Origin of the sequence: Gluconobacter sp. DsW_056, assembly GCF_002153595.1 — a bacterium.
Taxonomy (GTDB): domain Bacteria; phylum Pseudomonadota; class Alphaproteobacteria; order Acetobacterales; family Acetobacteraceae; genus Gluconobacter; species Gluconobacter albidus.
Genome location: NZ_JOPF01000015.1, coordinates 60,920 through 84,838, shown reverse-complemented (window position 1 = coordinate 84,838; position 23,919 = coordinate 60,920). Strand labels below are relative to the sequence as shown.

At 56.2% G+C, this 23,919-nt stretch carries 17 protein-coding genes; 6 read left to right on the top strand and 11 right to left on the bottom strand.

Features of this window, described 5'->3' with window-relative positions; all coding sequences use genetic code 11:
- Positions 1-24: 24 nt before the first annotated feature.
- A complete protein-coding gene (locus HK22_RS13245) occupies positions 25-2,082 on the bottom strand; it encodes a DUF6311 domain-containing protein (RefSeq protein ID WP_143412426.1) in 2,058 nt (685 codons plus the stop codon).
- 198 nt (positions 2,083-2,280) lie between these two features.
- Here HK22_RS13245 and HK22_RS13240 point away from each other — a divergent pair, with 198 nt between their 5' ends.
- Positions 2,281-3,465, top strand: coding sequence for a serine hydrolase (locus HK22_RS13240; RefSeq protein WP_086649595.1), 1,185 nt, complete (start codon positions 2,281-2,283; stop codon positions 3,463-3,465).
- 26 nt (positions 3,466-3,491) lie between these two features.
- Here HK22_RS13240 and HK22_RS13235 read toward each other — a convergent pair whose 3' ends face one another.
- From HK22_RS13235 to HK22_RS13225, 3 genes are all read right to left on the bottom strand, one after another.
- Positions 3,492-4,241: a hypothetical protein gene (locus tag HK22_RS13235; protein ID WP_086649594.1), complete on the bottom strand. Its 750-nt coding sequence runs from the start codon at positions 4,239-4,241 to the stop codon at positions 3,492-3,494.
- A gap of 84 nt (positions 4,242-4,325) precedes the next feature.
- Positions 4,326-4,829 (bottom strand): hypothetical protein, encoded by a 504-nt coding sequence (locus HK22_RS13230; protein ID WP_086649593.1) that lies wholly within the window; start codon positions 4,827-4,829, stop codon positions 4,326-4,328.
- A 77-nt stretch (positions 4,830-4,906) separates the two neighbouring features.
- Entirely contained in the window at positions 4,907-5,242 is a 336-nt protein-coding gene (locus HK22_RS13225) for a hypothetical protein (RefSeq protein WP_086649592.1), read from the bottom strand.
- A gap of 214 nt (positions 5,243-5,456) precedes the next feature.
- On the opposite strand from HK22_RS13225, the gene HK22_RS13220 reads away from it, so the two are divergent.
- The 3 genes from HK22_RS13220 (at position 5,457) to HK22_RS13210 (ending at position 10,915) form a co-directional block, all read left to right on the top strand.
- Positions 5,457-7,583: a M3 family metallopeptidase gene (locus HK22_RS13220; protein ID WP_086649614.1), complete on the top strand. Its 2,127-nt coding sequence runs from the start codon at positions 5,457-5,459 to the stop codon at positions 7,581-7,583.
- Positions 7,584-7,670: 87 nt separating this feature from the next.
- The gene (locus HK22_RS15360; RefSeq protein ID WP_233142654.1) at positions 7,671-9,212 is read left to right on the top strand and encodes a hypothetical protein; all 1,542 of its coding nucleotides are present in this window, start codon (positions 7,671-7,673) and stop codon (positions 9,210-9,212) included.
- A 14-nt stretch (positions 9,213-9,226) separates the two neighbouring features.
- The gene (locus HK22_RS13210; RefSeq protein WP_086649612.1) at positions 9,227-10,915 is read left to right on the top strand and encodes a M28 family metallopeptidase; all 1,689 of its coding nucleotides are present in this window, start codon (positions 9,227-9,229) and stop codon (positions 10,913-10,915) included.
- Between the two features lie 19 nt (positions 10,916-10,934).
- Here the strand turns inward: HK22_RS13210 and HK22_RS13205 are convergent, their stop codons facing one another.
- Positions 10,935-11,846, bottom strand: coding sequence for a LysR family transcriptional regulator (locus tag HK22_RS13205; RefSeq protein WP_062028882.1), 912 nt, complete (start codon positions 11,844-11,846; stop codon positions 10,935-10,937).
- Positions 11,847-11,952: 106 nt separating this feature from the next.
- Between HK22_RS13205 and HK22_RS13200 the strand changes: the two genes are divergently transcribed.
- Positions 11,953-12,765: a class III extradiol ring-cleavage dioxygenase gene (locus tag HK22_RS13200; protein WP_086649591.1), complete on the top strand. Its 813-nt coding sequence runs from the start codon at positions 11,953-11,955 to the stop codon at positions 12,763-12,765.
- Positions 12,766-12,802: 37 nt separating this feature from the next.
- A complete protein-coding gene (locus tag HK22_RS13195) occupies positions 12,803-13,414 on the top strand; it encodes a YceI family protein (protein WP_086649590.1) in 612 nt (203 codons plus the stop codon).
- Positions 13,415-13,478: 64 nt separating this feature from the next.
- On the opposite strand, the gene HK22_RS13190 is transcribed toward HK22_RS13195, so the two are convergent.
- The 6 genes from HK22_RS13190 to HK22_RS13165 form a co-directional block, all read right to left on the bottom strand.
- Complete coding sequence (locus tag HK22_RS13190) at positions 13,479-14,771, bottom strand: MFS transporter (RefSeq protein ID WP_086649611.1); 1,293 nt, start codon at positions 14,769-14,771, stop codon at positions 13,479-13,481.
- 120 nt (positions 14,772-14,891) lie between these two features.
- Positions 14,892-16,637, bottom strand: a complete 1,746-nt coding sequence (locus HK22_RS13185; protein ID WP_233142653.1) for a hypothetical protein — start codon at positions 16,635-16,637, stop codon at positions 14,892-14,894.
- A gap of 491 nt (positions 16,638-17,128) precedes the next feature.
- Positions 17,129-18,262, bottom strand: coding sequence for a cupin domain-containing protein (locus HK22_RS13180; protein WP_086649588.1), 1,134 nt, complete (start codon positions 18,260-18,262; stop codon positions 17,129-17,131).
- 51 nt (positions 18,263-18,313) lie between these two features.
- The gene (locus HK22_RS13175) at positions 18,314-19,054 is read right to left on the bottom strand and encodes a YoaK family protein (RefSeq protein WP_086649587.1); all 741 of its coding nucleotides are present in this window, start codon (positions 19,052-19,054) and stop codon (positions 18,314-18,316) included.
- A gap of 330 nt (positions 19,055-19,384) precedes the next feature.
- On the bottom strand, positions 19,385-21,025 hold the full coding sequence (locus HK22_RS13170) for an ABC-F family ATP-binding cassette domain-containing protein (RefSeq protein ID WP_062028892.1): 1,641 nt from the start codon (positions 21,023-21,025) through the stop codon (positions 19,385-19,387).
- A gap of 105 nt (positions 21,026-21,130) precedes the next feature.
- On the bottom strand, positions 21,131-23,767 hold the full coding sequence (locus HK22_RS13165) for a M1 family metallopeptidase (RefSeq protein WP_233142651.1): 2,637 nt from the start codon (positions 23,765-23,767) through the stop codon (positions 21,131-21,133).
- Positions 23,768-23,919 lie beyond the last annotated feature (152 nt).

Below are 23,919 nucleotides of genomic sequence, written 5' to 3'. Positions count from 1 at the left end.
GGGCGTGCCCGGTCTCAGGAGCTTTCAATCCAGTCCGATGACTTTGAGGCTGAGGAGCGCAATTCCCAGAAGACGCGGGTCCTGTCCAATACGCACCGGGTTGCTGATCTGTAACTGCAGGCTTGCAGACTGTGTCTCGGGGGTTAGGGGGAAATCGGCTTTATAGTCCGCCTCGTCGGGCTGTACGTCCCATTCGGCGATCTGTGTGCCGTTCAGGAGAACACGGACATGCTGGGGCGTGCCGGGTGTAGAGTGCATCCGCAATACGAGATTTGCCCTGTGAACCTCTGCAGGCAGATGCAGGTAAAGGCTGGGATCAGGCGTCTCGCTCCACACGCCCCAGTTTTCGGGGGCAGACCAGCCACTTTCCAGAATTTCTTCGTTCCTAAACTGCGGGCCGGCAGTAACAATCTCCTGACCGATCGGCAGGACAGGCGCCTGCAACGCAGGCGACAGACCTGCGGGAAAGGGCACGTCTGCTGCAACGCAGAAGGTCGCTTTGTCCATGACTCCGCATTGCGCATGTTGCAGCCTCGACCAGCTCAGGGCGTGAATGCGTTGCGATGTGCCGGTCAGAATGACAAGGGTTTGTCGATCAAGGGGGTGAGGCTGTTCTGCCGACATATGACAGGCGGCTTCCGGCATCAGTCTTGCTGTATACATCGTGTTGACCGAGGCGTTTTGGAGCGCTGCCGCATACAGGAACCGCATAATATAACGCGAATCAGCGCCATCGCATTCCAGTCTGGGGTGGATTTCGATTTTGTCGAAGGGCTTCATCAGCGCCAGAGACTCACTGTCTTCTGGAGCGGGCGGAGTAAGGATCGTATTTTCAACCCATTGGACACCTTGGCGCATGCCAAGGGTATCCTGCCATTGCAGCGTTATTCCCGCGAGCAGGACCAGGGGCCAGACCTTTGGCCAGACCCGGCACAGAACGTAAATGCCGCCAATCATCATCACATACGCAACCGGCCAGAACATGCGTCCCGAAGAACGCATCTGCTCCGCGCCCGGCATAGTAAAATGTGTCAGCAGGACGGGAATATGCAGGAAATAGACGCGGTTTGAAACGGCGATGGCCGTTAGCGCCAAGCATGCCAGAAAAAGGCCGACATGCTGTTTTGTCAGTTGTATGAGAAGTGCGATGCCCTTGCGGTTCAGCAGAGCCATTCCAAGAACAAGCAACACACCAGCACCAAGATACTGATACCCTTCATATTGTCCCCCGGTCGCTTCCGCGAGCTGTATGGGAACGGAAGGAAACAGGCTGGAGTGGGCTGGCCAGAAAGGCGAGGCGAGGTTCATGGAATAGAAACCGTAACCGCCGCCGCTCATTCCTCCCCAATATCCCAGAGCCGATCCAATAATGACGATCCCCAGCCCTGATGCGGCCGTAGCCATGGCGGCAGGCACAAAGGTTTTCCAGCTTCTGTCCCGCAGCAGGAGTGTCAGGGGAACCGCTCCGAGAACCGCTCCGGTCATCACCATGAGATAGGGATGAATCAGAAGTGTCAGGGTGTTCAGAAGAGCCAGCAGCCACACCGGTCCGGGACCTGCGCCGGGTCGCGTCCCCCTGAAATAAAGACCGATTGCCAGCAGCAGGATCCACTGTCCGCAAAGGGCTGCATGTCCGATCCTGAAGAGAAAGGTCGGAAAACAGGCCGCAAAGATTGCGGCTGCAAGCGCAGGCAGAAGACGTTTTTCGCCCAAGGATCGGAGTGCAAAGACTGCACAGACTGGTTGCAGTGTCCAGCAAAGCGCAAGGTAGAGGGTAATTCCCTGAAGCATGTCCGGGAAAAATGGGTGGACGATTTTCAGGAGCAGGGTTTCAAGAGGAATACTGTCCGTAAGGGCAATATTGGTACCAGGAGACACATTCAGCCGCTGGTCGACCAGGAGAGGCCAGTGCCAGTCCTGTCGCAGAAAATAGATCTGGCCAATAATGTGCTGGATGAAATCTTCCCGGCCGGTCTGCGCATAGGTCGGCACCTGCCCGCGGATTAGCGCCATCGGAAAGCATCGCAGAGCCTGAAAAAGGCCGAACACCAGTGACAGCGTGTAAACTGCAATCCTGTTCATGGACGGCGTGAGGGTCAGGCGTTTTTCAAACAAATGACAATACTCGCAATAACGAATGATTTTCAGAACTGAGCAGCGTCATACAGGAGAAAATTTTCCCATACCATGACCGATGCTACTCTCTGTCCCATTCTGTTGCGTATTCGTAAAAAACAGCTAGTCTTCACGCTCCGGATCAGGAGCGGGGAAAGCAGGAATATGTCAGACAGGCGCGCCGAAGCGAAATATGGTTCTCTGAAACGGCGTCACGTCCTGTTGGGCGGCGCAGCTGTCTGCGTCAGCCAGGTCGTGGCCTGTGCGCGGCCGGCACCGTCTTTCGAGGCGGTGGATGTTCTGGTTCGTGATACCGTCAGACAAGGGGAAGCGCCGGGTGCTGTTGTCGTCATTGGACATGACGAAAAAATCGTGCACCGGTTCATGTATGGGAAGCGCGCCATTGTCCCAGTTCCGGAACCTCTGAGCTGGGATACGCACTTCGATATGGCGTCCCTGACCAAGCCGACCATGACAGCGCTTTCGGTGATGCAGCTTGTTGAGCAGGGCAGGGTGGGTCTGGATGAGCGGGTCAGCCGGTATTTTCCGGAATTTGCATGTAACGGCAAAGGTAACATCACCATCCGCATGCTGCTGACCCATTACTCCGGTCTACCGCCAGATGTGCCGCTGAACGATCCGTGGACTGGCAAGGCCGAAGGCGTGAGACGCGCCATGACGTCGCCTCTGATCAATCAGCCCGGCGAAAAATTCGTTTATAGCGACATCAATTATATCATGCTGGGACTGCTGGTGGAAAAGCTGAGCGGGGTGCCGCTCAATCAGTATGTGAAGGTCAATATCCTTGATCCGCTGGGAATGACGGAGTCCGGCTACCTTCCGTCCTCCAATCTGAGACCGCTCATTGCTCCGACCCAGTATGACGAACAGGGCGTCATGTTACGCGGCGTGGTTCACGATCCGACAGCGCGCAGAATGGGAGGTGTGGCAGGACATGCCGGTTTCTTCTCGGACGCGCAGGATATGTCCCTTTACGCGCAGGCGCTTCTGGATCGGCTGAAAGGACGTCCGAGCCGTTTCCCGCTGCGGCAGGAAACGCTCGTACTTATGACTACGCCGCAACAGCCGGCCGGGAAAACGGATCTGCGGGGGCTGGGCTGGGATATCGACACCCATTATTCCTCCCCTCGTGGTGACGTATTTTCCCGGCGCTCCTTTGGTCACACCGGTTTCGTCGGCACATCCCTGTGGATTGATCCGGACAGTGACAGCTATGTGCTGATCCTGACGAACCGGGTCCATCCTTCAGGCGGCCATAGCGTCGTGAAGCTGCGGCACGACGTTGCCACGGCCGCGGGAAAGGCGCTTGGTCTCTCCGCTCCCGTTTGAAAATACCCGCAAGGGCGATCCATTCCTCATACGCCCCGCACTTCTGCCAGAAGCGTGTCGAACGTCTCCCCGTTGGGAGATGTTCCGGGAATGGAGAGCCAGTTCTGGCGCGACAGCAGACCGTAGGCTTCGTCGGCGATCTTCTTGAACGTGTCCCACGGCATGAAGGTCCGCGTCCCCCATGTATTGAAGAAAAGCCCTTTAGGATCGTAGCCGACAAGCGCAATCGCGTGACCACCCACCGGGGTTCTGTTGGAAATGGCGTTCCAGTCCCACGTGGCGCCCAGGGGCAGATCCATGAACCCCTGCGGAACCTGAACGCCTGCGAGTACGCCGCCCAGATAGCAGATGCCGCGCCGGATGCCATCGCAGTCCTGAGGATCGATCGTACCATAGGCGGTCAGGTAGTCCAGTGTCTGGCCAGGGCGGTGAAGGCCCTCGCGCAGCCAGAAATTCAGCTCGTCCAGCAGGACTGTCCCGTTGTCCCGTGCACCTGTCTGTGGGTCAAAACCGGTGACGGCTGCGTAATTGTTCAGCACCATGCTTGTGGGCAGCACGACCAGTGCCTGTGCGGCATGGGTCCATGTCGCTGTCAGGGCGGCCTGGGCTGCGAAGGCGCAGCATCCGTAGCGGTCGTTTCCCCACATCTGGTAGGGCACGCCTGTGGACCAGTCTTTCTCCGCTGGAACTGCCGGAAGGCGCGAGGCCAGCATCGGGGCGAGGCGATAGGTACGTGGGTCATGTCTGGGGGTAAGCTTGCCAAGGCATCGGGACATGGGGAACTCCGGCAGGGAAACACAAACATCTGGGAGGAGCGGTTCAGGTGAACCGCTCCCGTATCGGGACTGTTGGATTGAGGCTCAGACGCCCTGATAGATCCGGGCGCGGATCAGTTCTGGCGTTTCTGCCGGAGCGGCGAAAGGAGCGGCCGTTACGCCAGCAAGGGCTTCGACCAGCGGAATCATGGCAGCAACCGTGGACATGTAGCCTGCGGTTGACGGCGAGTAGGCCTTCACGATGGGCGTTGCGATGGCCAGCAGGGTCTGAAGATCCGTTCCAAGGCTCTTGGCCCAGTCCTTGCCGGTGGCAATGGTGATCGTGCCATTCGAATTGGCTGCGACCTGTGCCGAGACGCTCTTGATCTGGGCGATCAGGTTGTCGAATTCCGCCTTGTCTTTGGCGGACAGATGGCTTTCGAGTTCGGGAATGCTTTCGATCGCCTGAACCGCGTAGGCAATGGCTGCGGCATCGTTGCTCAGGGCGCTCGTGTTGAACGAGGCCGTGTTCGCGGTCGTGGTGCAGGCGCTCATGGAAACGAGAAGAACGGTGCCAAGGCCCAGGGCAATAAGACGGTTACGAATCATTAAATGCTCCACACATAAAAAAACCGCCCCGAAGGCGGCTGCGATCAATGAAAATATCTGAAGGAAAAATTCGAAAATCAGTCGGTACGTCTGGGGACCTCACCGGCCTTGGGATGTGTCGAGGCCACGTCCAGTCCGAGTTTTGCGGAGTCATTGGCCCGCGAGGAACCGACCGGAACCATGATTGCTTTCGACCCCGGCTGATACGCGCTGGTGTTCCAGCCTTTGGCCTGCGCCACGGCGCTGACGATCTGAAAGAGCGGCAACAGCTTTGACGTGCTGGCAGGGGGTTTCCAGAAGCGAAGAGCCAGGGCGGCCGCAGCGATCAGGAAAGTTACGATTGAAACGATATCGCCAGCATATCTGGCGGGCAGATAGGGTAGGATTGTCTGGAACAGCGATGTCCAGTCCATTGTTGCCTCCGACTAAGAAAACACCGCTCCTAAGGCGGCTGTGCCAACACACTCTCCCGGTCTAGGGAGTGGCGTTCGCGCGCGCCAACGAGAAAATGACGTCAAGTGCCAACTGACTGGTTTTGCGCCTTTTCCAAAGGCAGGGGCATGCGTTTGACGATCTGTCGTGAAGGCCATACGGTTCGACACCATCACGAATGTCACAGGCGATTTCATGGCTTTCAATTTCAGGCTCGCCGCAGTTGCTGCGGTTTCGGCTTTCTCTCTTTCTGCTGAAGCCCATGCGGCTGCGACGAACCCGTTTTTTTCGGCAAGTACGCTGCCTTTTCAGGCGCCCCGCTTCGATCAGATCAAGGACAGCGACTACGCCCCGGCGTTCGAACGCGGCATGGCCGAGCATCTGCGCGAGATCAATGCGATTGCCAATAATCGCGCGGCCCCGACCTTTGACAACACCATTGAAGCGATGGAGCGGGCAGGTCAGACGCTCAACCGCGTGCAGATGACGTTCTATGGCGTCTATCAGGCCAATACAAACGATGCGCTGGACAAGGTGCAGAGTGCGGAAGCCCCGCGCCTGACGGCTCATGAAGATGAAGTCTATCTCAACGCAAAGCTCTTTGCGCGTGTGAAATCGCTTTATGACCGCCGGGAAAAGCTGACACTGACACCCGAACAGGCGCAGCTCCTCGATATTTATTATCAGCAGTTCGTACACGCCGGAGCGCAGCTTTCTGCGGCTGACAAAACGAAGCTGCGTGCGATCAATACGCGGCTGTCCAATCTCGAAACGCAGTATGAGCAGAAGCTGATTGCGAGCGCCAAAGCGGGTGCGCTGGTCGTGGATAACGAGAAAGCGCTGGCGGGTATGGACGCGAATGCGATCGCCTCCGCCGCCAAGGCTGCGCAGGAGCGCAAACTCACGGGCAAGTGGGTTATCCCGCTTCAGAACACGACGCAGCAGCCTGATCTCTCATCCCTGACCGACCGCGATACGCGAAAGGCCCTTTTTGACCAGAGCTGGACGCGGGCGGAAAAGGGAGATGAGAACGACACCCGCGCCACGATTGCTGAACTGGCGCAGCTTCGGGCACAGAAAGCCGCACTTTTCGGATATCCGAATTTTGCTGCCTATACCCTGTATGACCAGATGGCCAAGACGCCGGAAGCCGCTGAAAACTTCATGCAGCAGCTTGTCCCGGCAACGGCTGCAGAACAGAAACGCGAAGCAGCGGTTCTTCAGGAGACCATTCGCAAGGATGGCGGCAGGTTTGATCTGAAGCCCTGGGACTGGGAATATTATTCCGGTCAGGTGCGCCGTGCGAAGTACAATCTCGATCAGGATGAGATCAAACCGTATTTCGAACTCAAAACGGTCCTGACAGATGGCGTGTTCTTCGCTGCCAATCAGCTCTATGGCATTACATTTCAGCAGCGGACGGACATTCCTGTCTATCAGCCGGATGTCATGGTCTTCGAAGTTCATGACAAGGACGGTTCTCCGCTTGGTCTGATGTATTTCGATTACTTCAAGCGGGATAACAAGTCGGGCGGTGCCTGGATGTCCAACTTTGTCGGGCAGTCGAAGCTGCTGGGAACGAAGCCGGTCATCTATAACGTTGCCAACTTCACCAAGGCCGCTCCAGGTCAGCCGCAGCTCATCACCTCCGATGATGTGACGACCATGTTCCACGAATTCGGCCATGCACTGCACGGCCTGTTTGCGGACCAGACGTATCCGTCGCTTTCCGGCACCAGCGTGGCACGGGATTTCGTGGAGTTTCCGTCCCAGTTCAACGAGAACTGGGCGCTGGATCCGAAGGTCCTGTCGCATTACGCCCGCCACTACAAGACTGGGGCTCCGATGCCGGCAGCGCTGGTTGAGAAAATCCGCAAGGCTGCGCATTTCAATCAGGGCTATGCACTTGGTGAAATCGTCGCCGCTGCCGAACTGGATATGAAATGGCACGGCCTGCCGGCCTCGGCTCCGCGTCAGGATGTGGATAAATTTGAAAGCGAAGCACTGAACGGCACGGGGCTGGACGTTGCAGCCGTTCCCCCGCGGTATCGTTCCAGCGATTTCCTGCATATCTGGTCCAATGGCTATTCCGCTGGTTATTACGCCTATCTGTGGACGGAAATGCTGGATCAGGACGCGTTTGCCTGGTTTCAGGATCACGGCGGTCTGACGCGTGAGAATGGACAGCGCTTTCGCGACATGATCCTCTCAAAGGGGCATACGATGGATTACGGCCCGATGTTCAAAGCCTTCTACGGCAAGGATCCTGACATCACCCCGATGCTTGTTCATCGTGGTCTTGTGTCTGAATCGGGCAAGTAATCGCGGTCGGGAAGAAATTACAATCTTCTTCCTGACTTTTCATACAGGACTCAGGAGCAGACGATATTGATACGCAGAATGAATGTCATGTCGTCTTGCGGTCCGCTTCTGGCATTTCTGGGTGTACTGTATTTCAGCCTTAAAGCGTTCTATGGCTTCGGAGCACCATCTTTCGGAGATGAGTCCGGACATATGCTGGGTGGATTGGCCATAGCGAAAGGTGATATCCTGTATCGGGACTACATTGACGCTCATGGCCCCCTGATTTTCATTCTGTCCTGGAGTGTCGGTCTGTTTGCCGACTTCCGTCACGCGTATCTGATGCGTCTTGTTCCTATCCTCTGTACGATAGGAACTGCCGTTGCAGTATTCTATTCTCCGGTACTTCAGAAAAATTCTGCCCGGTTTCTTGCCGTTGGCATGTGGCTTGCCGCGATGGCTGCTCAGTGGACGGTTCAGGCTTTCAACATGGACAGCTACTGGACTGTTGGCGGGGATCTTCTCGGCTGTGTAACGGCGCTGGTAGCTCTCCCGCGATTGCTGGGAGAAGACATTGGAAGATGGCAGGCGCGATGCGGGGGCGCCTGCCTCGCTCTTCTGCCTCTGACAGCCTATTCCTTTGCTCCAACTGTTGTCCTGATGGGCTTGTCTGTTCTGGCTGTACGCCGTCCCGGATACGGAAAGGCTGTTCCTCACCTTCTCGCCGGGGGCGGGGTAGCGATTGGTGTCTGTCTGTTCTGGATGTTGCTTTATGGTGATCTGGGGGGGATGATCGCCTATCACTTCATTGCAAACCAGTTCTATTATGCCCCCTATATCGACGTCGGTCCGGGACCGCTGGCCCGAAGCCTCATACCGTCGCTTCAACAGGCCGCCCTTGTCCAGTCTCTGGCTACGATCTGTTTCTATTGTGGGGGTATCCTTCTGTTTGCGACATCCCGGCACCGGCTGGCCGTCCTGTTATTCTTGGGCGCTGTGCTCATGACACAGGTGCGTGGGGCGATGGGCTTTCAGGACGGCACATTCGTCATGGGCGCCCTTACGCTTTGCGTTCTCATGGTGATGCGGATTGCACAGTCGCGCGAGACCATAGGCGTTCTGATCGCGGCATTATTCTGCATCATGTTTGTCACGGGCCTGCGGCAGGCAACGTCTTCCCCCTATGCAATGAACCGTGAGCAGCAGCGGAAGGTCGGTTTTCATCCAATCCGTGAGAATACGGATGTCGGCTTTGTTAAAGTTATCCAGAAATACTCCGGTCCGAAGGAGAGGATTCTGGTTATTCCATATAATCCGGATGTTTATATTTATGCAGGTCGCCTCTCCATGAGGAAATATCATGAATATCTTCCATGGGAAGCAGACTATGCCCGCCACCCATGGTTTGGATATAAGCGCGATTTGTGTGTGGATCTCTCCGCTGATCTTCCGCCCGTTATATATTTTGATGATTACCGTGTCTGGGGACAATGGAGCGTAACGGATTACATGCCCTGCGTCCTGAAAGTTCTCGCGCATGATTATCAGCGGGATCCGGTTGAAAAGAGCGTCTATATCCGTCGTGACCGGCTGGATCGCGACATTATCAAGACCGGGAACCCGGCCTTACAGTCTCAAAATACCCAATGAAAGTAATGCCTGTCATGAAGCAGAAAACCTTTTCCCGCCGCATTCTCTTTTTTGCCACCGCGCTGACGGCCGGTCTGCTGAATCCCGTCGCGGGATACGCTGATCCTTCAGCAGATATCAGTCCGTCGCGGATGTCGGAAGCAATGAAGGTTTTGTCTTCGGACCGGTTTGAAGGCCGTGCTCCGGGAACGGAAGGGGAGAAGGTTACGGTTCCCTGGCTGATCGAACAATACAAGGCGCTGGGACTTGAGCCTGCGGGCGAAAATGGCGGATGGACGCAGGATGTCCCCATGCTTCGAACCAGAACCGGTGCGACGGGATCTGTTGCGGCCCGGACTGGCGGTAAAACGCTTTCTCTTGCTCAGATGAAGGATATCTACCTCTCAAACCTGTTGCCCGAGGATCGGCTGGCCGTCAAAAATGCGCCAATGGTTTTTGTCGGCTACGGTGTCCATGCGCCGGAGCGCCACTGGGATGATTTCAAGGGTGTGGATCTCAAGGGCAAGGTCGCGATTTTCCTCGTGAACGACCCTGATTTCGATGCCGCCCCCGGCGAGCCCGTTTCAGGACGTTTTGGCGGAAAAACCATGACGTATTACGGCCGCTGGACCTATAAATACGAGGAAGCGGCCCGCCGTGGTGCCGTTGCGGCTTTGATCGTTCATGATACGGCTGGCGCTTCCTATCCGTGGAGCACCGTGATCGCGCCGGGTGGTGAAGCCTATGATGTGGAACATGCGGCGAGCGAAAGCCGCCCCGTACCCGTTCAGGGCTGGCTTGAGGGCAAAGCCGCGAATGCACTGTTCCGGCAGGCGGGGCTGGATCTTGAAACGCTTCGCATCAAGGCACGCTCGGAGGATTTTCGGCCGGTCACTCTGAAGCACACGGCATTCTCGGCCGATCTTCCGGTTACGGTTGACCGCCTCAAGAGCCAGAACGTGCTCGCGAAGATCACGGGTGCGAAATATCCGGATGAGACGGTCATGTTCGGCGCCCACTGGGATGCTTACGGCAAGAGCACGGATGCGCAGGGCAATACGGTCATCAGACGTGGTGCGATTGACGATGGCTCCGGTATTGCAGCGCTTTTTGAAATTGCCCGGGCTTTCAAGGCAGGGCCGAAACCCGATCGGACGGTCCGTTTCGCCGCCTGGACGGGCGAGGAGCGGGGCCTGCTGGGTTCAGGATGGTATGTGGCCCATCCGTTGGCCCCGCTGGATAAGACCGCGGCCAACCTGACGATGGATGTCCTGCAGATGGCCGGCCCTGCGCATAACGCCTTCATTATCGGCGCAGGGCAGAACACCCTGCAGGACCAGTTTGCGGCTGCGGCATCGCTTCAGGGACGCACGACCCAGCCGGAAGCGATGCCAGAACGCGGGGCGTTTTACCGCGCCGATCATCTGCCGTTCGCACGCGCGGGTGTGCCGGTTCTTGCGGTGATGGACATGGCCGGGAAGTTCGATCTCGTGAAAGGTGGGACGGAAGCAGGCGGCAAATGGCTGACGGCTTACATGGCCTGCTACCATCAGGCCTGCGACGCCTGGAGCCCGGACTGGGATGTCAGGGGCGCTGCGCAGGACGTCTGGGCCGTCTGGAAAGTCGGACATGACGTGGCGTTTTCGCATGACTGGCCGCAGTGGAATGCTGGTTCGGAATTCGCTGCGATCCGTCAGAAAACCGCGCCTTCGACTGTTCACTAATCCGTCTTTGCCGGTTCCGTCAGAGTGTCCAGGGCGGGACCGGCCCATACTGTTCCAGCAGAAAATCAATCATCGCCCGGATTTTGAGCGGGACATGGGGTGTCGGGGCATACACTGCGTGCAGTTCCGGCCCTGTCATCGTGGGCACGTCCAGTGACAGGGGCACCAGCCTGCCGGATTTCAGTTCTTCCGAAACGATGAAAAGCGGCTGATAGATGATCCCCTGTCCCGCAACGGCGGCCTCTCGCAGAATATCGCCATTATTGGCGCTCATCGGCCCGCTGACCATGACAGTCCGTTCGCCTTTGGGGCCAAAACTCCAGCGGGTCGCGCCAATCTCCTGGCCCAGGGTGTAGCCCAGACACTGATGCTCCTGAAGTTCGGCGATGGTGTGAGGCGTGCCATGCCGTTTGAGATAGGATGGTGCGGCACAGACCACGAAATCTATCTGAGCCAGCGGGCGCGAGCGTAATGCGCTTGGCGGCATTCGCCCGATACGAAGGGTCAGGTCCCACCCCTCCGTGATCGGATCAATCCTGCGGTCATCAAGTCCGAGTTCAACCGTAACGAGGGGATGGCGCTGGCTGAATTGCGGCATGATCGGGCCGACATGCCGGATAGCGAACGAGACCGGCGCATTCAGTCGCAGAACGCCCCGGGGTTCCTGATTTTCGGCCGAGACTTCCTGCTCCATGTCTTCAAGATCCGTGAGGATCTTCTGGGCGCGGATCAGCAACAGACGTCCAGGTTCCGTCAGCGAGAGCCTGCGGGTGCTTCGATGAAAGAGCGAGATGCCCAGCCGGCTTTCCAGAGCCGCGATGTGTTTCGTTACCATCGTCTGCGAAAGGCCAAGCGAGCGGGCAGCTCCGGAAAAGCTTCCCTGAGCCACAACCTTTGCAAACACCTGCATGCTGGCGAAACGGTCAAGCATTTATCTCACACTCCTGGTGTCAGATCATTTTCCAAAACAGGGAATTATTCTTTCCCGGAGAGGGTGGCAACATCCGTTTTGCCGAATAAAGAGGGAGGTCGTGAAGATGTTGCAGGAAAATCAGGAGAGCCGACAGCCTGTTCTCTTTCTGCCGCATGGCGGTGGCCCATGCTTCTTCATGGAATGGGGAAGCACATGGGACCGCATGGCAGCCTATCTTCGCTCTGTCAGTGGAACGCTTCCCCGTCGGCCGGATGCGATTGTCGTCATGTCCGGGCACTGGGAAACGGACGGGATGCGTGTCGGGTCGGCGCCTCATCCGTCGCTGATCTATGACTATTACGGTTTTCCTCCTCACACCTATCAGCTTGAATATCCCGTGCCGGGTGCGCCTGATGTCGCAGCGAAGGTGCTCGGTCTTCTGAGCGCTGCGGGTGTTTCCTGCGCCGCAGACCCGGAGCGGGGGCTGGATCATGGGGTGTTCATTCCGTTCATGCTGGCATTTCCCGACGCCAGTATCCCGGTTGTGGAAATTTCTCTTCCCAGAACGATGGGCGCAGCGGATGTCCTGCAGCTTGGGCAGGTTCTGGAGCCTTTGCGGAGCGAAAACATCCTGCTGGTGGGCACAGGCATGACGTATCACAACATGCGTTATCTGATGCGGCCGGATGCTGTGTCAGATGCCCGGTCCGTCGCGTTTGATGCCTGGCTTCAGAGCGCGATTGAAGCGCCTTCCGACCTTCGCAGAAGTCGCCTTGTGGACTGGGAGCGTGCTCCTTTCGCACATGATTGCCACCCTGAGCCGGAGCATCTCCTGCCGTTGATGTTTGCCGCCGGTGCGGCGGGAACTGATGCAGGGCATCGTGATTATAGCGATGTCATCATGGGAAAAGCCCTCTCCGGTTTCCGGTTTGGCTGACGCCTTTACCCTCACACATATGAAAGATCGCAAGCCCATGAACACATATTTTTTCAAGAGCGCCGGCGCAGTCTTTGCCGCGGCACTTCTGTCTTCCAGCGCTTTCGCCGCAACGCCAGCAAGCGTGCCGTCAGGTGCCTATTCGGTCGAGACCAGCCATACGCAGATCGGGTTTTCCGTCCTGCATTTTGGTTTCACCTATTATTCCGGCCAGTTCTCTGGCGTTACGGGAACGCTCCAGCTTGATTCGGCCCATCCCGATGCCTCGCATCTGAACGTGACCATTCCGGTTTCAAGCGTCTCGACCACCAGCACGGTTCTGACGGGTGAACTCAAGAACAGCGAGTGGTTCGATGTTGCGAAATATCCGGAGGCAACGTTCGTCTCCACACAGGTTCGCCAGACCGCCGCGGATGAAGCGCTGGTCACCGGGAATCTGACGCTGCATGGCGTGACGCATCCGGAAGTTCTGCACGTCCATTTCGTGGGAGCCGGCGTCAATCCGATGGACAAAGCCTATACGGTTGGTTTTCAGGCGCAGGCCACAATCCATCGGAGCGATTTTGGGGTAAAGAAATATGTCCCCTATGTCGGCGATGATGTGACGCTGACGATTGCCGGAGCGTTTGAAAAGACTGCCGGAAAGTAACGCGCATAAAAAAACGGCCCATGAAGATGGGCCGTTTTTCGTTTTTTCAGTCTGTCTGGAACACTCAGGATGCCTTGCGCACTTTCCAGCCAGTTTCCTTGAGACAGAAGCCCAGAACGATGGCAATTCCGATCCCGATGACCAGGGGCAGGAAGGCCGTATGGAACTGCTCCATCGTTTCCGGCGCAGTCTTGCCCATCAGGGCGGACACGAGCGGGGACATGATCCCGGTCGTCCCGAAAACAAGGAAGTTCATGACGCCTGCGGCCGTTCCCTTGACCTCTGGCGGATTGACTTCCTTCATCGAAGAGAACGGGATCATGGCAGCACCCGACGCAATCCCCATGACCAGAGCTACGGAGTAGTGCGGCAACACCCCGACCGGGACATAAAGGGCACAGAGCGAGGCCGCCAGCAGAACCACCGCGCCGCCGATCAGAACAGGTTTGCGGCGACCGATCTTGTCGGAAATCCAGCCCAGAAGCGGGCAGCCAATGACCCACCCGATGGGGACCATCGAGACGTCCGTGGCCGCAAAACCCATTGTCGTATGCTCGCCCTTGCTCAGCATCAGCGCTCCCCAACCCAGTGCGCCAATCGTTGTCGGGACGAACAGCAGACCACCGGCAAGTCCTGCGATCCAGCTCTGCGGATTGGAGAAAATGATTTTGAACGGGCGCATCAGGTTGGCAACGGACATGTCGCCGTGATGATGGTCGCTGTCTCCCGTATCACGCGGCATGACGAAAAAGACGGCAACAGCAAGCAGAAGGCCGATAGCGCCGAAGCCCAGCCAGACGGATTGCCAGGGAATGTGGAACGACCCGTGCGGATCAATCAGGATGCGGGTCGGCTTGGAGCCAAATGCGGCTCCTGCCATGCCCATGCACTGGGTTAAACCCACGAAAAGCGCCAGTGTCCGGGCGGGAAGATAACGCGCGGCAACGTAAGAAGCGCCCACAAAAGCACAGATCGCGCCAATGCCCTGAATGATGTAACCACCAATCCCGGCGACCAGACTGCCCTGACCGAAAATCAGGCATCCGACGCCGGTTACGGCAATGAACATCGGCATGATTGCATGCGCGCCATACCGGTCCAGCAGCACACCTACAGCCAAAGCCATCAGCGCGTAGACAATATAATAGGATGCAATCATCAAACCGAGATGGCTGTTGCCCCAGGCCTGCGTCAGTTCATCCTGCATGATCCCGGGAGCGGAGCGGATGGCATATTGATAGAAGTAAAACAGCGCGCACAGGAACCACGACAGCACATAAAGCGGCTGAAGTTTCTGCGGTTGTGCCGGAGCCGGATTCAGAGGCCGGGGAGGGGCCTGAGATGTTGTGCCAGACATGAAATTCTCCAGGATGTCATGGATGGTCAATCAGACCGGAAACCATGACCGTGAGGGGCGCAAAGTCTTGAGCGGGAAAGCGAAATTCTGTTTCGGGGGGTAAGAGTATTTCTCCAGACATCATTGCTGGAACGGGTAATATCGGAATGTCACATACACCGTATGGCCATAGGTTGTAGGATCGACAGCATGGCCTGCACTGTCATTACCTTTGAAGGCGAACTTCCGGATATAGGTGTACTGAAGGCCGCCCATGACACTGCCGTAATGGCCGTCCAGAAAATGCCACCAGCCGCCCGTGGTCAGGGAGGTCAGCGTTTTTGTCTGGGCGGAACATGTTCCGAATTCGTATTCACAGCCGGACAGGTTCAGATCCGTCGCGCCATAACCGTGCTGAAGTCCGTCCGCGCCGAGATAGGTCCGACGGCCCGCGCTTTCCACGCCCCCATAGGTGTAGAGCAGAACGGAGCGTGCCGGATGGCCCACAAGTCCAAGCGACCCCATGATTTCCGGGATAGGGCTGGGATTTCCATTTTGATCGAATGTCGTATCGGGAATGAGGGTTGGTCCGTAACGTCCCACGCCCTGACCTGCCAGTACGTTACCGGTCAACTGTAGCATGTCCGTCCCGAGCGGTACGGTCATGCCTGCACCGACGCCGCCGCCGAACTGGGTACTTTTATGGGTATGATTCTCGCCTGCAGGCTGAATCAGCCCTCGGAACCAGCGGGCCAGACCAAAGACTTCGTAATGCCCGAAAGACGTATCGACAGCCGTCTTGAGAACGATGTCAGGCGCAGGGTTGTAGCTGTACTGCGTATTGGGATTCAGCAGTACACCGCCTGCATTGGAGTAGAAGACGCGCGGTCCGGCCACGCGACCATAGCTTGCGGGAAGGATGCCGCCTGAACTGAGGGAGTCTGAAAAAGCCACGGTTGCCTGCGGGTCTTCAATGGACAGCGCCAGCCAGTACTTCTTATCCCAGTCCTTGGCGATCCGGATCTGGGGAACACGGGTGAAGGTGATGCCCGGGATCTGGTTGTTATCCGTAACGGCCGGAAGCTGTTCCTGACGGGGAATGACACCCTTGGCGTAGTTTGTCGTCAGGCTCCATGCCTGTCCCATGAGGACGTGCAAGCCCCAGTCTTTCTGGGTGAAGGTGAAATAGCCCTGACGCAGCCTGGGTGTATAACCGTTGATCTGCACACTGTTCGTCGTACCTCCGGAACCACCGAAATCTGCTTCAACATAGGCCTGAAGGCGGACGGCTTTGGTTGGATTTGCTTCCAGGAGTGTGGAAAAACGTGTGAGCTGCGCCGAGAAACGCTCTTCGCTCAGTCCGTGATTGGGGCTGTTGGCATAAGGAAAACCGTTCCACGCCGTCGCCGGGCCGCTGGTCAGGTTTGAACTCCTCCAGATATTGGAGAAGTCAATGAAGCCGCCGAGGCGAACGGTCAGATTGCCAATCTGGAACACAGGGGGAAGATGATCCACTTCCGTCTGTGTAATCGCGAGCGGGCTTGATGACGTCAGATCGATTGACGTCCTGTGGGCTTCATTATGCTGGTTTCCCAGCCACTGGAACAGGGGAGAAGGTGTCTGATGTGTGACGGCAGGGGCAGACGCAACAGCCGGCGCAGCGGCACCTGTCACACCAGATGGAGCGAAACCTGCTGTCGAAACTGGCATGATCCCGGGTGTTGGAGCGGTACGTGCCCCCCCTACGCGGGCTTCTTCGATCCTCCCCGCTGTTGCTGTGTGGGCCGCGGGAGGTGTTTTTGTGGTGCCGGAATGTGCCGTGCGTGAAGGGGCTTTGGCGTGTCGACGCTCCTCGATAGCCTGCAACCGGCCTTCCAACATACGCATTTCGGCTTTGATGGCTGCCAGTTCCTGATCATCAGTGCTTTGGGCAATTGCCGTCGCAGGACTCCCGATAAAAATGACGGCACCCAATAGCAGTCTGCACCGTCTGGGCAGGTGTTGCCCTACGATCCTCAGGCCACCAAAAGGAGACACACTCGGTCCTTTCCTAAATTCAACCGCGCCCTAGCGTCCGCTCCTCGCAAGAGCTATCGGCGGAGACCATCGCAAAGAATACTTACGCGGTTGTGGAAGTTTAAATATTGATTTGGGTCAATATATCAATATTTTTTGGAAATTATGGACCGTTTTATGGCTTGCTCTTCAGTATGGCCTGCGGAGACCCTGGCTGGTGGGTCTGCGCGTGCCGGGACGTGAGCAGCGTGTCGACGTTGCAGATGCCGTGATTTACATCACCATGAGATGAGACATGCTACGCCGAAACGCTCAGCAGTAGTTTTCAGGAAGGATTTTGAAAAACCACAGAAAATAACAGCCTATTTTTTGACAACGGGTTGCCGTGTAGCCCTGAGGTGGCTGACAAATTGATCATCAACTTCAAGGTGCCCTTTGACCAGATGAGCAGGTGTGAGCGCCAGCCAGTTGTTGAGTGAAATATCCTTATATTGGCCCGTATGGAAAACGTTGATAACCTTGACGGGCTCATCGCCAATATTTTCAATATAATGGGCTAGAGTTCTTGGCACATAACCAACATCTCCCGGAACAAAATCAAATGTTCTTGCGTTATCGACAGCATCAAACACAGTCATTCGAGCTTTTCCGGAAATATAATATTGTAGTTCATCCGCATCAGGGTGCCAGTGAACTTCGCGCATTCCACCGGGCTCTAGATCAATAATCAAGGCAGCCAGTGTTGTTACGCTAAAATTGCGCGAATCAATAACCTGCGTGGCTCCTCCCGGATAGGAGGTAGGTGGTGTTGCGGAAGCACGGAAAACATATTTGTCTGTAAAAGTTACGGCACCCAGATCCTGACGGACCTGCTCCAGCGGCGGGGGAACGGGCTGACGAAAAATATACTTCTCGTGCGCCGGTATATTGGCAAATGCAGCTTCCGGAACACCAAAATTTTTCGCAAGAACTTCACGAGGGATATGAGCAAATAATTCGGTTACCAAGAGTGTCTGATTTTCCGAAAAGTTACCATCGTTGAAGACAAGTACAAACTCGGTACCTTCTTCCAGCCCTTGAATGGCATGTGGAAAGCCGGCTGGTGCAAACCACAGATCACCCGGCTCTAGGTCTTCGATCAGTGTCTGACGTTGATCATCCATCAGATAAAAGCGAACTTTCCCTTTGAGAACGTAAGCCCATTCTGCCTCTTTGTGCCAATGCATTTCACGCACGACCCCAGGGGGGAGGCGCATATTGACGATTGCGAGTTCTTTCAGCGCTCCCATTTCGCGACAGGTCACTTCCCTTGCCCATCCACCATCTTCAAGGCGGTTATGAGCCATCGCAAAAGGAAATTTCAGATTGGGGATCCCGCCCTTATCTGTCGTCGGGGGAAGAAAAATATCCGGGTTCTGCAGTTCAATTTCCGGATTTCGGGGGCCAACGATATCAGCTCCCTTAGAGCCCAGAATTGGCTGTTTCAAATTTTCCATCTGTAAGAACCTTGATTTGAAGGAATGTTACGAAAAAAATGATATATTTATTTAGACGAATGTGGCGCCAGTTCTTGGGTCTGTATTTAAATGTGTTTTCTTTGAAAAGATAGTAATTAACACAATAGAAGTAATGGTTATTATCAATGATGTATTATTACCTATATATTTATCACAAAAAAATCCAAGAGCGCCGCCACTGGCAAAACCAAACAGAACAAAGAAAAATATTCCTGCCCACATCAAATTGGACTCTCCATTAATTCCACCTTTTTTGAAAAAACTTTGAGCCATAAAATTAAAAGCCATTTGCACAACAAAAGTAACGGCAACATTTCCATAAAGCATTCCGTGGTCTTTGTGGAATGCGTTCCCCTGCATTCCTGCAACGAAACTGACAGCTACAGCTAAGAAAGCTAATGGGACTGTGTTTGAAAATGCAAAAACTGTAATAATAAATAGTAAAATACATTCAGACCATAAGACAATATTCGAGAAATTTCGTCCCTCTCTCATAAGCACCGTCATCAGTACGCCGCATAAGGCAGATCCCAAGCCGAATGCGATAATGGAGCTAAAGGCAAACCAGAATGCGACCCAGTCTCCCTGCACCAGGCGGTAACCAACCTGTATGACATTACCGGATTGGACGGTGGCGAAGGTTTGGGCATGAAAGAAGGTCCATGCGTTCATCAGCCCTGCACAGAATGCGAGACTGAAACCAATTTTTCTCTCCTCCATAAGAGGAAATATATTTTTCTGATCAGGAGTTTTATTATATAAATCTATCATTTTAACTCCTTTTTAAAATAAAAAGAAAATACGTCCGTTTGCAATGTTAAGTTAAAAAACTATTAATTATCATAAATATTATGCATATTCCTTATTATGATTTTTGGAAAACGTTATCAACACTGATAAGTTTCTTCTGGTGTGTCTAATATTCTGATTTGATTTATATCAGGACTTGATAAAAGGCTGGAACGATCAGGGTGAGTCCGATCCCCATGTTCAAAAATCATCAGTATGATCCACAAAGTTGATGACCTTCAGCAGGCTGCGGTCATCAACTTTGCTTTTTGGGGATTTGAAAAATATTTCTAAATTTGTGTAATAAAGTCGTTATTTGTTCTTGTTTTTCTTGTTCTTTGAGCGTTTTTCTTTGGCTGCTTTCTGAGATGGAGCAGATGTTCCACCCTTGGCGCGTTCAATGACGAACTTTGCGTAATCGTCCATATCGCCGTCGAAAGGCACGATCTGGTTGTCCGCAGCCAGCCAGAGACGGTCCGCGACCAGTTCCATGAGCGAACGGTCATGAGTGATGAGAATGACTGCCCCTTCGTAATTGTTCAGTGCATCCAGGAGGGCGCGGCGGCTGTCGATGTCCAGATGGTTGGTTGGCTCATCAAGGATCAGCAGGTGCGGTGCAGCCATGGCCACCATGTTCAGCAGCAGGCGGGCACGCTCACCACCTGAGAGGGCTTCGACCTTGGTGCCCTGTTTTTCGAAATGAATGCCGAACTGTGCAAGACGGGAGCGGTGGGACTGGTCACTGTCCACCGGACGCGCCTCACGCATGATGTCCAGTGGGGTCTGCTCCGGATCGAGTGCTTCGATCTGGTGCTGATGGAACCAGCCGACTTCAATGCGAGGGGAACGGGAGACGTCTCCTGAACGGACTTCGAGAGCGCCTGCGATCATTTTCGCGAAAGTGGATTTGCCGGCGCCGTTGACGCCCAGCAGGCCGATACGGTCGTCCACGTCCAGTCTGAGGTTCAGGTCGCGCAGAATGGCCGGATCGTCTGCGTAGCCCACTTCGACGTTTTCCAGCCGGATCAGTGGGGGAGCGAGTGGACGGGCAGGAGAAGGGAGAAGAAATGGTGAGACGGAGGCTTCAATCGTCGTTTCGATCGGGGCCAGCTTGGCAAGGCGCTTGACGCGACTCTGGGCCTGCGCGGCTTTGGCGGCGGAGGCCTTGAACCGGTCCACGAAGGACTGGAGATGCGCGCGCTCGGCTTCCTGCTTGGCGCGGGTGGCGCTTTGCAGGCGGATTTTCTCGGCGCGCTGGCGCTCGAAATCGTCATAGCCGCCGGTGTAGAGTTCCAGCTTGCCTTCCGTGACGTGCAGCGTGAAATCCACGGAATTGTTCAGCAGTTCGCGGTCATGGCTGATGATAAGAGCGGAATGGGGATAGCGTGCGAGGCGCGCTTCCAGCCACAGGGCGCCTTCGAGATCGAGATAGTTCGTCGGCTCATCGAGCAGCAGCAGGTCGGGCTCGGCAAACAGCGCGGCAGCCAGGGCCACACGCATCCGCCAGCCGCCGGAGAACTCTGCCATTGGACGGTCGAGATCTGCCGTGGAGAAGCCCAGACCATTCAGGATTTCCGCCGCGCGGGAGGGCGCGCTGTCTGCGTCGATTTCGATCAGGCGCATCCAGATATCGCCCATCCGCTCCGGATCAGCCGTTTCCAGTTCGGCCATGAGTGCTGCGCGTTCCGTATCGGCTGCGAGGATCGTATCAATCAGGCTGATGGGAGTGGCAGGGTGTTCCTGATCCACAGTCGCAACACGGGCCGCGCGGGGGATGACGATATCACCGGAATCTGGCTGGAGCTCACCCTTGATCAGTTTGAAAAGCGTGGATTTTCCGACGCCGTTTCTGCCAACCAGCGACACCTTGGAGGGATTGGGAAGGTTCGCGCTTGCACGATTGAAGAACTGTCGTCCCCAGGCGTTGAAGACAAGGTTTTCGATCTGAAGCATGGGGCAGAATGGTCCGGTGGCGGGTAAAACGGGAGAGCCACGTCTATAGCAGTTTTCCCGCCCCGGACAGGGACGAGGCAGATCTTTTCCGCCTCGTTTAGCTGGTTAGTGGGTGTGAGAGGCGAGCCAGTCGTGGATCTGGCTCTGGGCGGCCTGAACGGCTTCCTTGCGGGCGGAAACGGCGTTGACCGCATGGGCCGTCGCGATTTTCGCACCGGTTGTTATGGTGGAAGACGGGTCTTTCTGAAGTTCGGCGAGGATGTCCGGGTTGTTGGAATGAGCCGCGATGGCAGGGAGGAATCCGTCCTGTGACCAGGGTGCGAGATGCGTGCGGATTTCGGCCTCGTGCTGGCGGACGAGCTTCCAGACGAGGTCCGGATTTTCGCTGGCGGATGCGATGGACGACAACGCCATGGAGATACGACCGTTCGGGATGGCCCCGCTATAGGCCAGTTCGACGTTGCGGCGGATCAGATCAGGGGCCGTGGCGTTGGCGAGGGCCTGGAACAGGCGCAGTTTGAGCTCAGTGGCCTGCGTGTCACGGACTTTCTTGGCCATGATATCGTAGGTCGCGGCGTCGGCATGTTTCATTGCCAGTGCCGAGACCGTTCCCACCAGATCGGGGCGCAGGGAAGCCGGGTTCTTCAGCCATGCTGCGAAACGACGCTTTGCTTCTGCAAGAACGGCCGGATCGTTGAAATCTCCCAGAGCAGAAATCACGGACGGACGCAGCATAGTGTCCAGCACGCTTTCATGCGGCTTCTGATCCCAGCCCAGACGCTTCAGAACGGGAGCCAGACGGCTGCGGGCATAGGCCTGGAATGCGGCGCGGTCCGGGCTTCCGATTTCATAGGTGTCAAGCGTTTCCAGCTTGCCGATGATTTCCTCAAGTGTGGCGATATCGTGCTCATGCGCGGCTGTCAGGCGGTCCACGAGGTCAAAATAGGACGACAGGTTTCCATGGCCGGCACGGAACTGGGCGAACTGATCGCCAAGGATATTGGCGCGGTCCACGGGGGCAAATTTTGAAATCGAAGCGGCAATGGGTGCGAAAGCAATGTCGTCGTAATGCACGCGGTAATAGCCGCTCTCGCCCAGATCGAGCTTGAGGGGGGCATCGCAGCGGGGCAGCGTGAAAGTCACGGGCTCTGCGCCGAGGACGAGCTTTCTGGTTTCAAGTCCCGGACCGCCCGCAACGACGGGAATGTTCCAGGTCAGGGCTTTCGCATTCGGGTCGTGGATCGTGAAGCGGCTCTGCGTCAGGGTGTATGTCGTCTGGCCGTTCTGGCAGACCGCCGCGACATTGACCTGCGGGATGCCGGGCTGTTCGGTGAAGCTGCGTGCCACCTTGCCGACATCCTGCCCTGAGGCCTGTGACAGTGCATTCCACAGATCCTGACTGGTGGCGCTGCCAAACGCATGGGCTTTCATGTAGGCGCGCATTCCGTCACGGAAATGGTCTTCGCCCAGCCAGCCTTCCATCATGCGGATGACAAGTTCACCCTTGCCGTAGCTGATACCGTCAAACGCCGAATTGGCTTCGCTCACATTGTGAATGGTCTGCTGGATCGGATGGGTGGTGGACAGTGCATCCGTCGCCATCGTGCTTTCGCGGGTTTCATGCTGACGCGGCCAGATGTCCCACTCCGGGTTCATCTTGTCCGTCGCCTTGATTTCCATCCAGGATGCAAAGCCTTCGTTCAGCCAGATATTGTCCCACCAGCCCATGGTCACCAGATCGCCGGACCATTGGTGCGCCATTTCATGCGCGACAACTTCATAGATCAGTTCGCGGGTGCGGGGCGTGCTGTTCTTCGGATCGAACAACAGGACATTGTCGATATAGGTCAGCGCCCCCCAGTTCTCCATCGCGCCTGCCTGATAATTGCCGGGGATGGCCAGCATGTCCATTTTCGGCAGCGGGTACTTGATACCGAAATAGTCGTTGTAATAGGGCAGGATCTTTTCGGCAGCTCCCAAGGCATAGGTGCCCTGGTTCTCAAGGCCGCTCGGTGCGAAAACGCGGAGAGGGGTGCCATCTGCCTTGCCATCGACGGAGGCCATGTCGCCCGCCACCAGCGCCAGAAGATAGCTCGACATGCGCGGCGTCGGGGTGAAGGAGACGCGTTTTGTCTTCTCATCCTGCTGTGTCGTGCCGATGATCGGCATGTTGCTCACGGCTGCGTATTCAAAAGGAAGCGTCACGTTTAGCTGGTAGGTCGCCTTGAAGGCCGGCTCGTCCCAGCCTGGGAACATCCGGCGCGCATCCGCGACTTCGAACTGCGTAACCAGCATCCGCTGCGGCTTGCCTTTGGGGTCCGTGTAGTCGTCGACGTAGATGCCGTTGGGCGTTTTGAGGATCGGCCCGGAATACTTGATCGCCAGAGTGTGCATCCCTGCCGGAACGGGGGCCGGGAAATGCAGTGTGACCGTTTCCGCGGCGTCATCCTGATGGATGACGGCTTTCTGGGAGTTGTCGAGCAGGGCGCTCGCGAGCTTGAGACCCGCCTGATTGAGCGTGATATCGGCAGTCGGAGTCTGAACTTCGATCCGGATGATTTCATCACCCTGAAGGGTCAGATGTTCCATGTCGGTTGTCAGGTCGATGACGTAATCCGTTGGTACAACGGTTTTGGGAAGCTGTCCCGGTGTTGTGGCGAAGGAAAAGGTTCCTTCGGCCTGCGCCGGAAGCGCAAAGGGCAGCCCTGCAAGAAGGGTCGTGAGAACCAGAAGGCGACGCATGATATGCAGCTCCCTAAATCAGCCGGATGGAAGGACGGATCGGGGCCGTCCGTTTTTGTTACAGTCACGGTGGCATACACCTGTCATGCTGGAAAGTGGCGTCCCCTTAAAACCTTGTCATTTGCCTGGAGGCTGTATCTCTTGACAGACCG

Coding starts and splice junctions, on each gene's coding strand:
- HK22_RS13245 (WP_143412426.1), bottom strand. CDS start 2,082: ATGAACAGGATTGCAGTTTACACGCTGTCACTGGTGTTCGGCCTTTTT.
- HK22_RS13240 (WP_086649595.1), top strand. CDS start 2,281: ATGTCAGACAGGCGCGCCGAAGCGAAATATGGTTCTCTGAAACGGCGT.
- HK22_RS13235 (WP_086649594.1), bottom strand. CDS start 4,241: ATGTCCCGATGCCTTGGCAAGCTTACCCCCAGACATGACCCACGTACC.
- HK22_RS13230 (WP_086649593.1), bottom strand. CDS start 4,829: ATGATTCGTAACCGTCTTATTGCCCTGGGCCTTGGCACCGTTCTTCTC.
- HK22_RS13225 (WP_086649592.1), bottom strand. CDS start 5,242: ATGGACTGGACATCGCTGTTCCAGACAATCCTACCCTATCTGCCCGCC.
- HK22_RS13220 (WP_086649614.1), top strand. CDS start 5,457: ATGGCTTTCAATTTCAGGCTCGCCGCAGTTGCTGCGGTTTCGGCTTTC.
- HK22_RS15360 (WP_233142654.1), top strand. CDS start 7,671: ATGTCGTCTTGCGGTCCGCTTCTGGCATTTCTGGGTGTACTGTATTTC.
- HK22_RS13210 (WP_086649612.1), top strand. CDS start 9,227: ATGAAGCAGAAAACCTTTTCCCGCCGCATTCTCTTTTTTGCCACCGCG.
- HK22_RS13205 (WP_062028882.1), bottom strand. CDS start 11,846: ATGCTTGACCGTTTCGCCAGCATGCAGGTGTTTGCAAAGGTTGTGGCT.
- HK22_RS13200 (WP_086649591.1), top strand. CDS start 11,953: ATGTTGCAGGAAAATCAGGAGAGCCGACAGCCTGTTCTCTTTCTGCCG.
- HK22_RS13195 (WP_086649590.1), top strand. CDS start 12,803: ATGAACACATATTTTTTCAAGAGCGCCGGCGCAGTCTTTGCCGCGGCA.
- HK22_RS13190 (WP_086649611.1), bottom strand. CDS start 14,771: ATGTCTGGCACAACATCTCAGGCCCCTCCCCGGCCTCTGAATCCGGCT.
- HK22_RS13185 (WP_233142653.1), bottom strand. CDS start 16,637: ATGCGTATGTTGGAAGGCCGGTTGCAGGCTATCGAGGAGCGTCGACAC.
- HK22_RS13180 (WP_086649588.1), bottom strand. CDS start 18,262: ATGGAAAATTTGAAACAGCCAATTCTGGGCTCTAAGGGAGCTGATATC.
- HK22_RS13175 (WP_086649587.1), bottom strand. CDS start 19,054: ATGATAGATTTATATAATAAAACTCCTGATCAGAAAAATATATTTCCT.
- HK22_RS13170 (WP_062028892.1), bottom strand. CDS start 21,025: ATGCTTCAGATCGAAAACCTTGTCTTCAACGCCTGGGGACGACAGTTC.
- HK22_RS13165 (WP_233142651.1), bottom strand. CDS start 23,767: ATGCGTCGCCTTCTGGTTCTCACGACCCTTCTTGCAGGGCTGCCCTTT.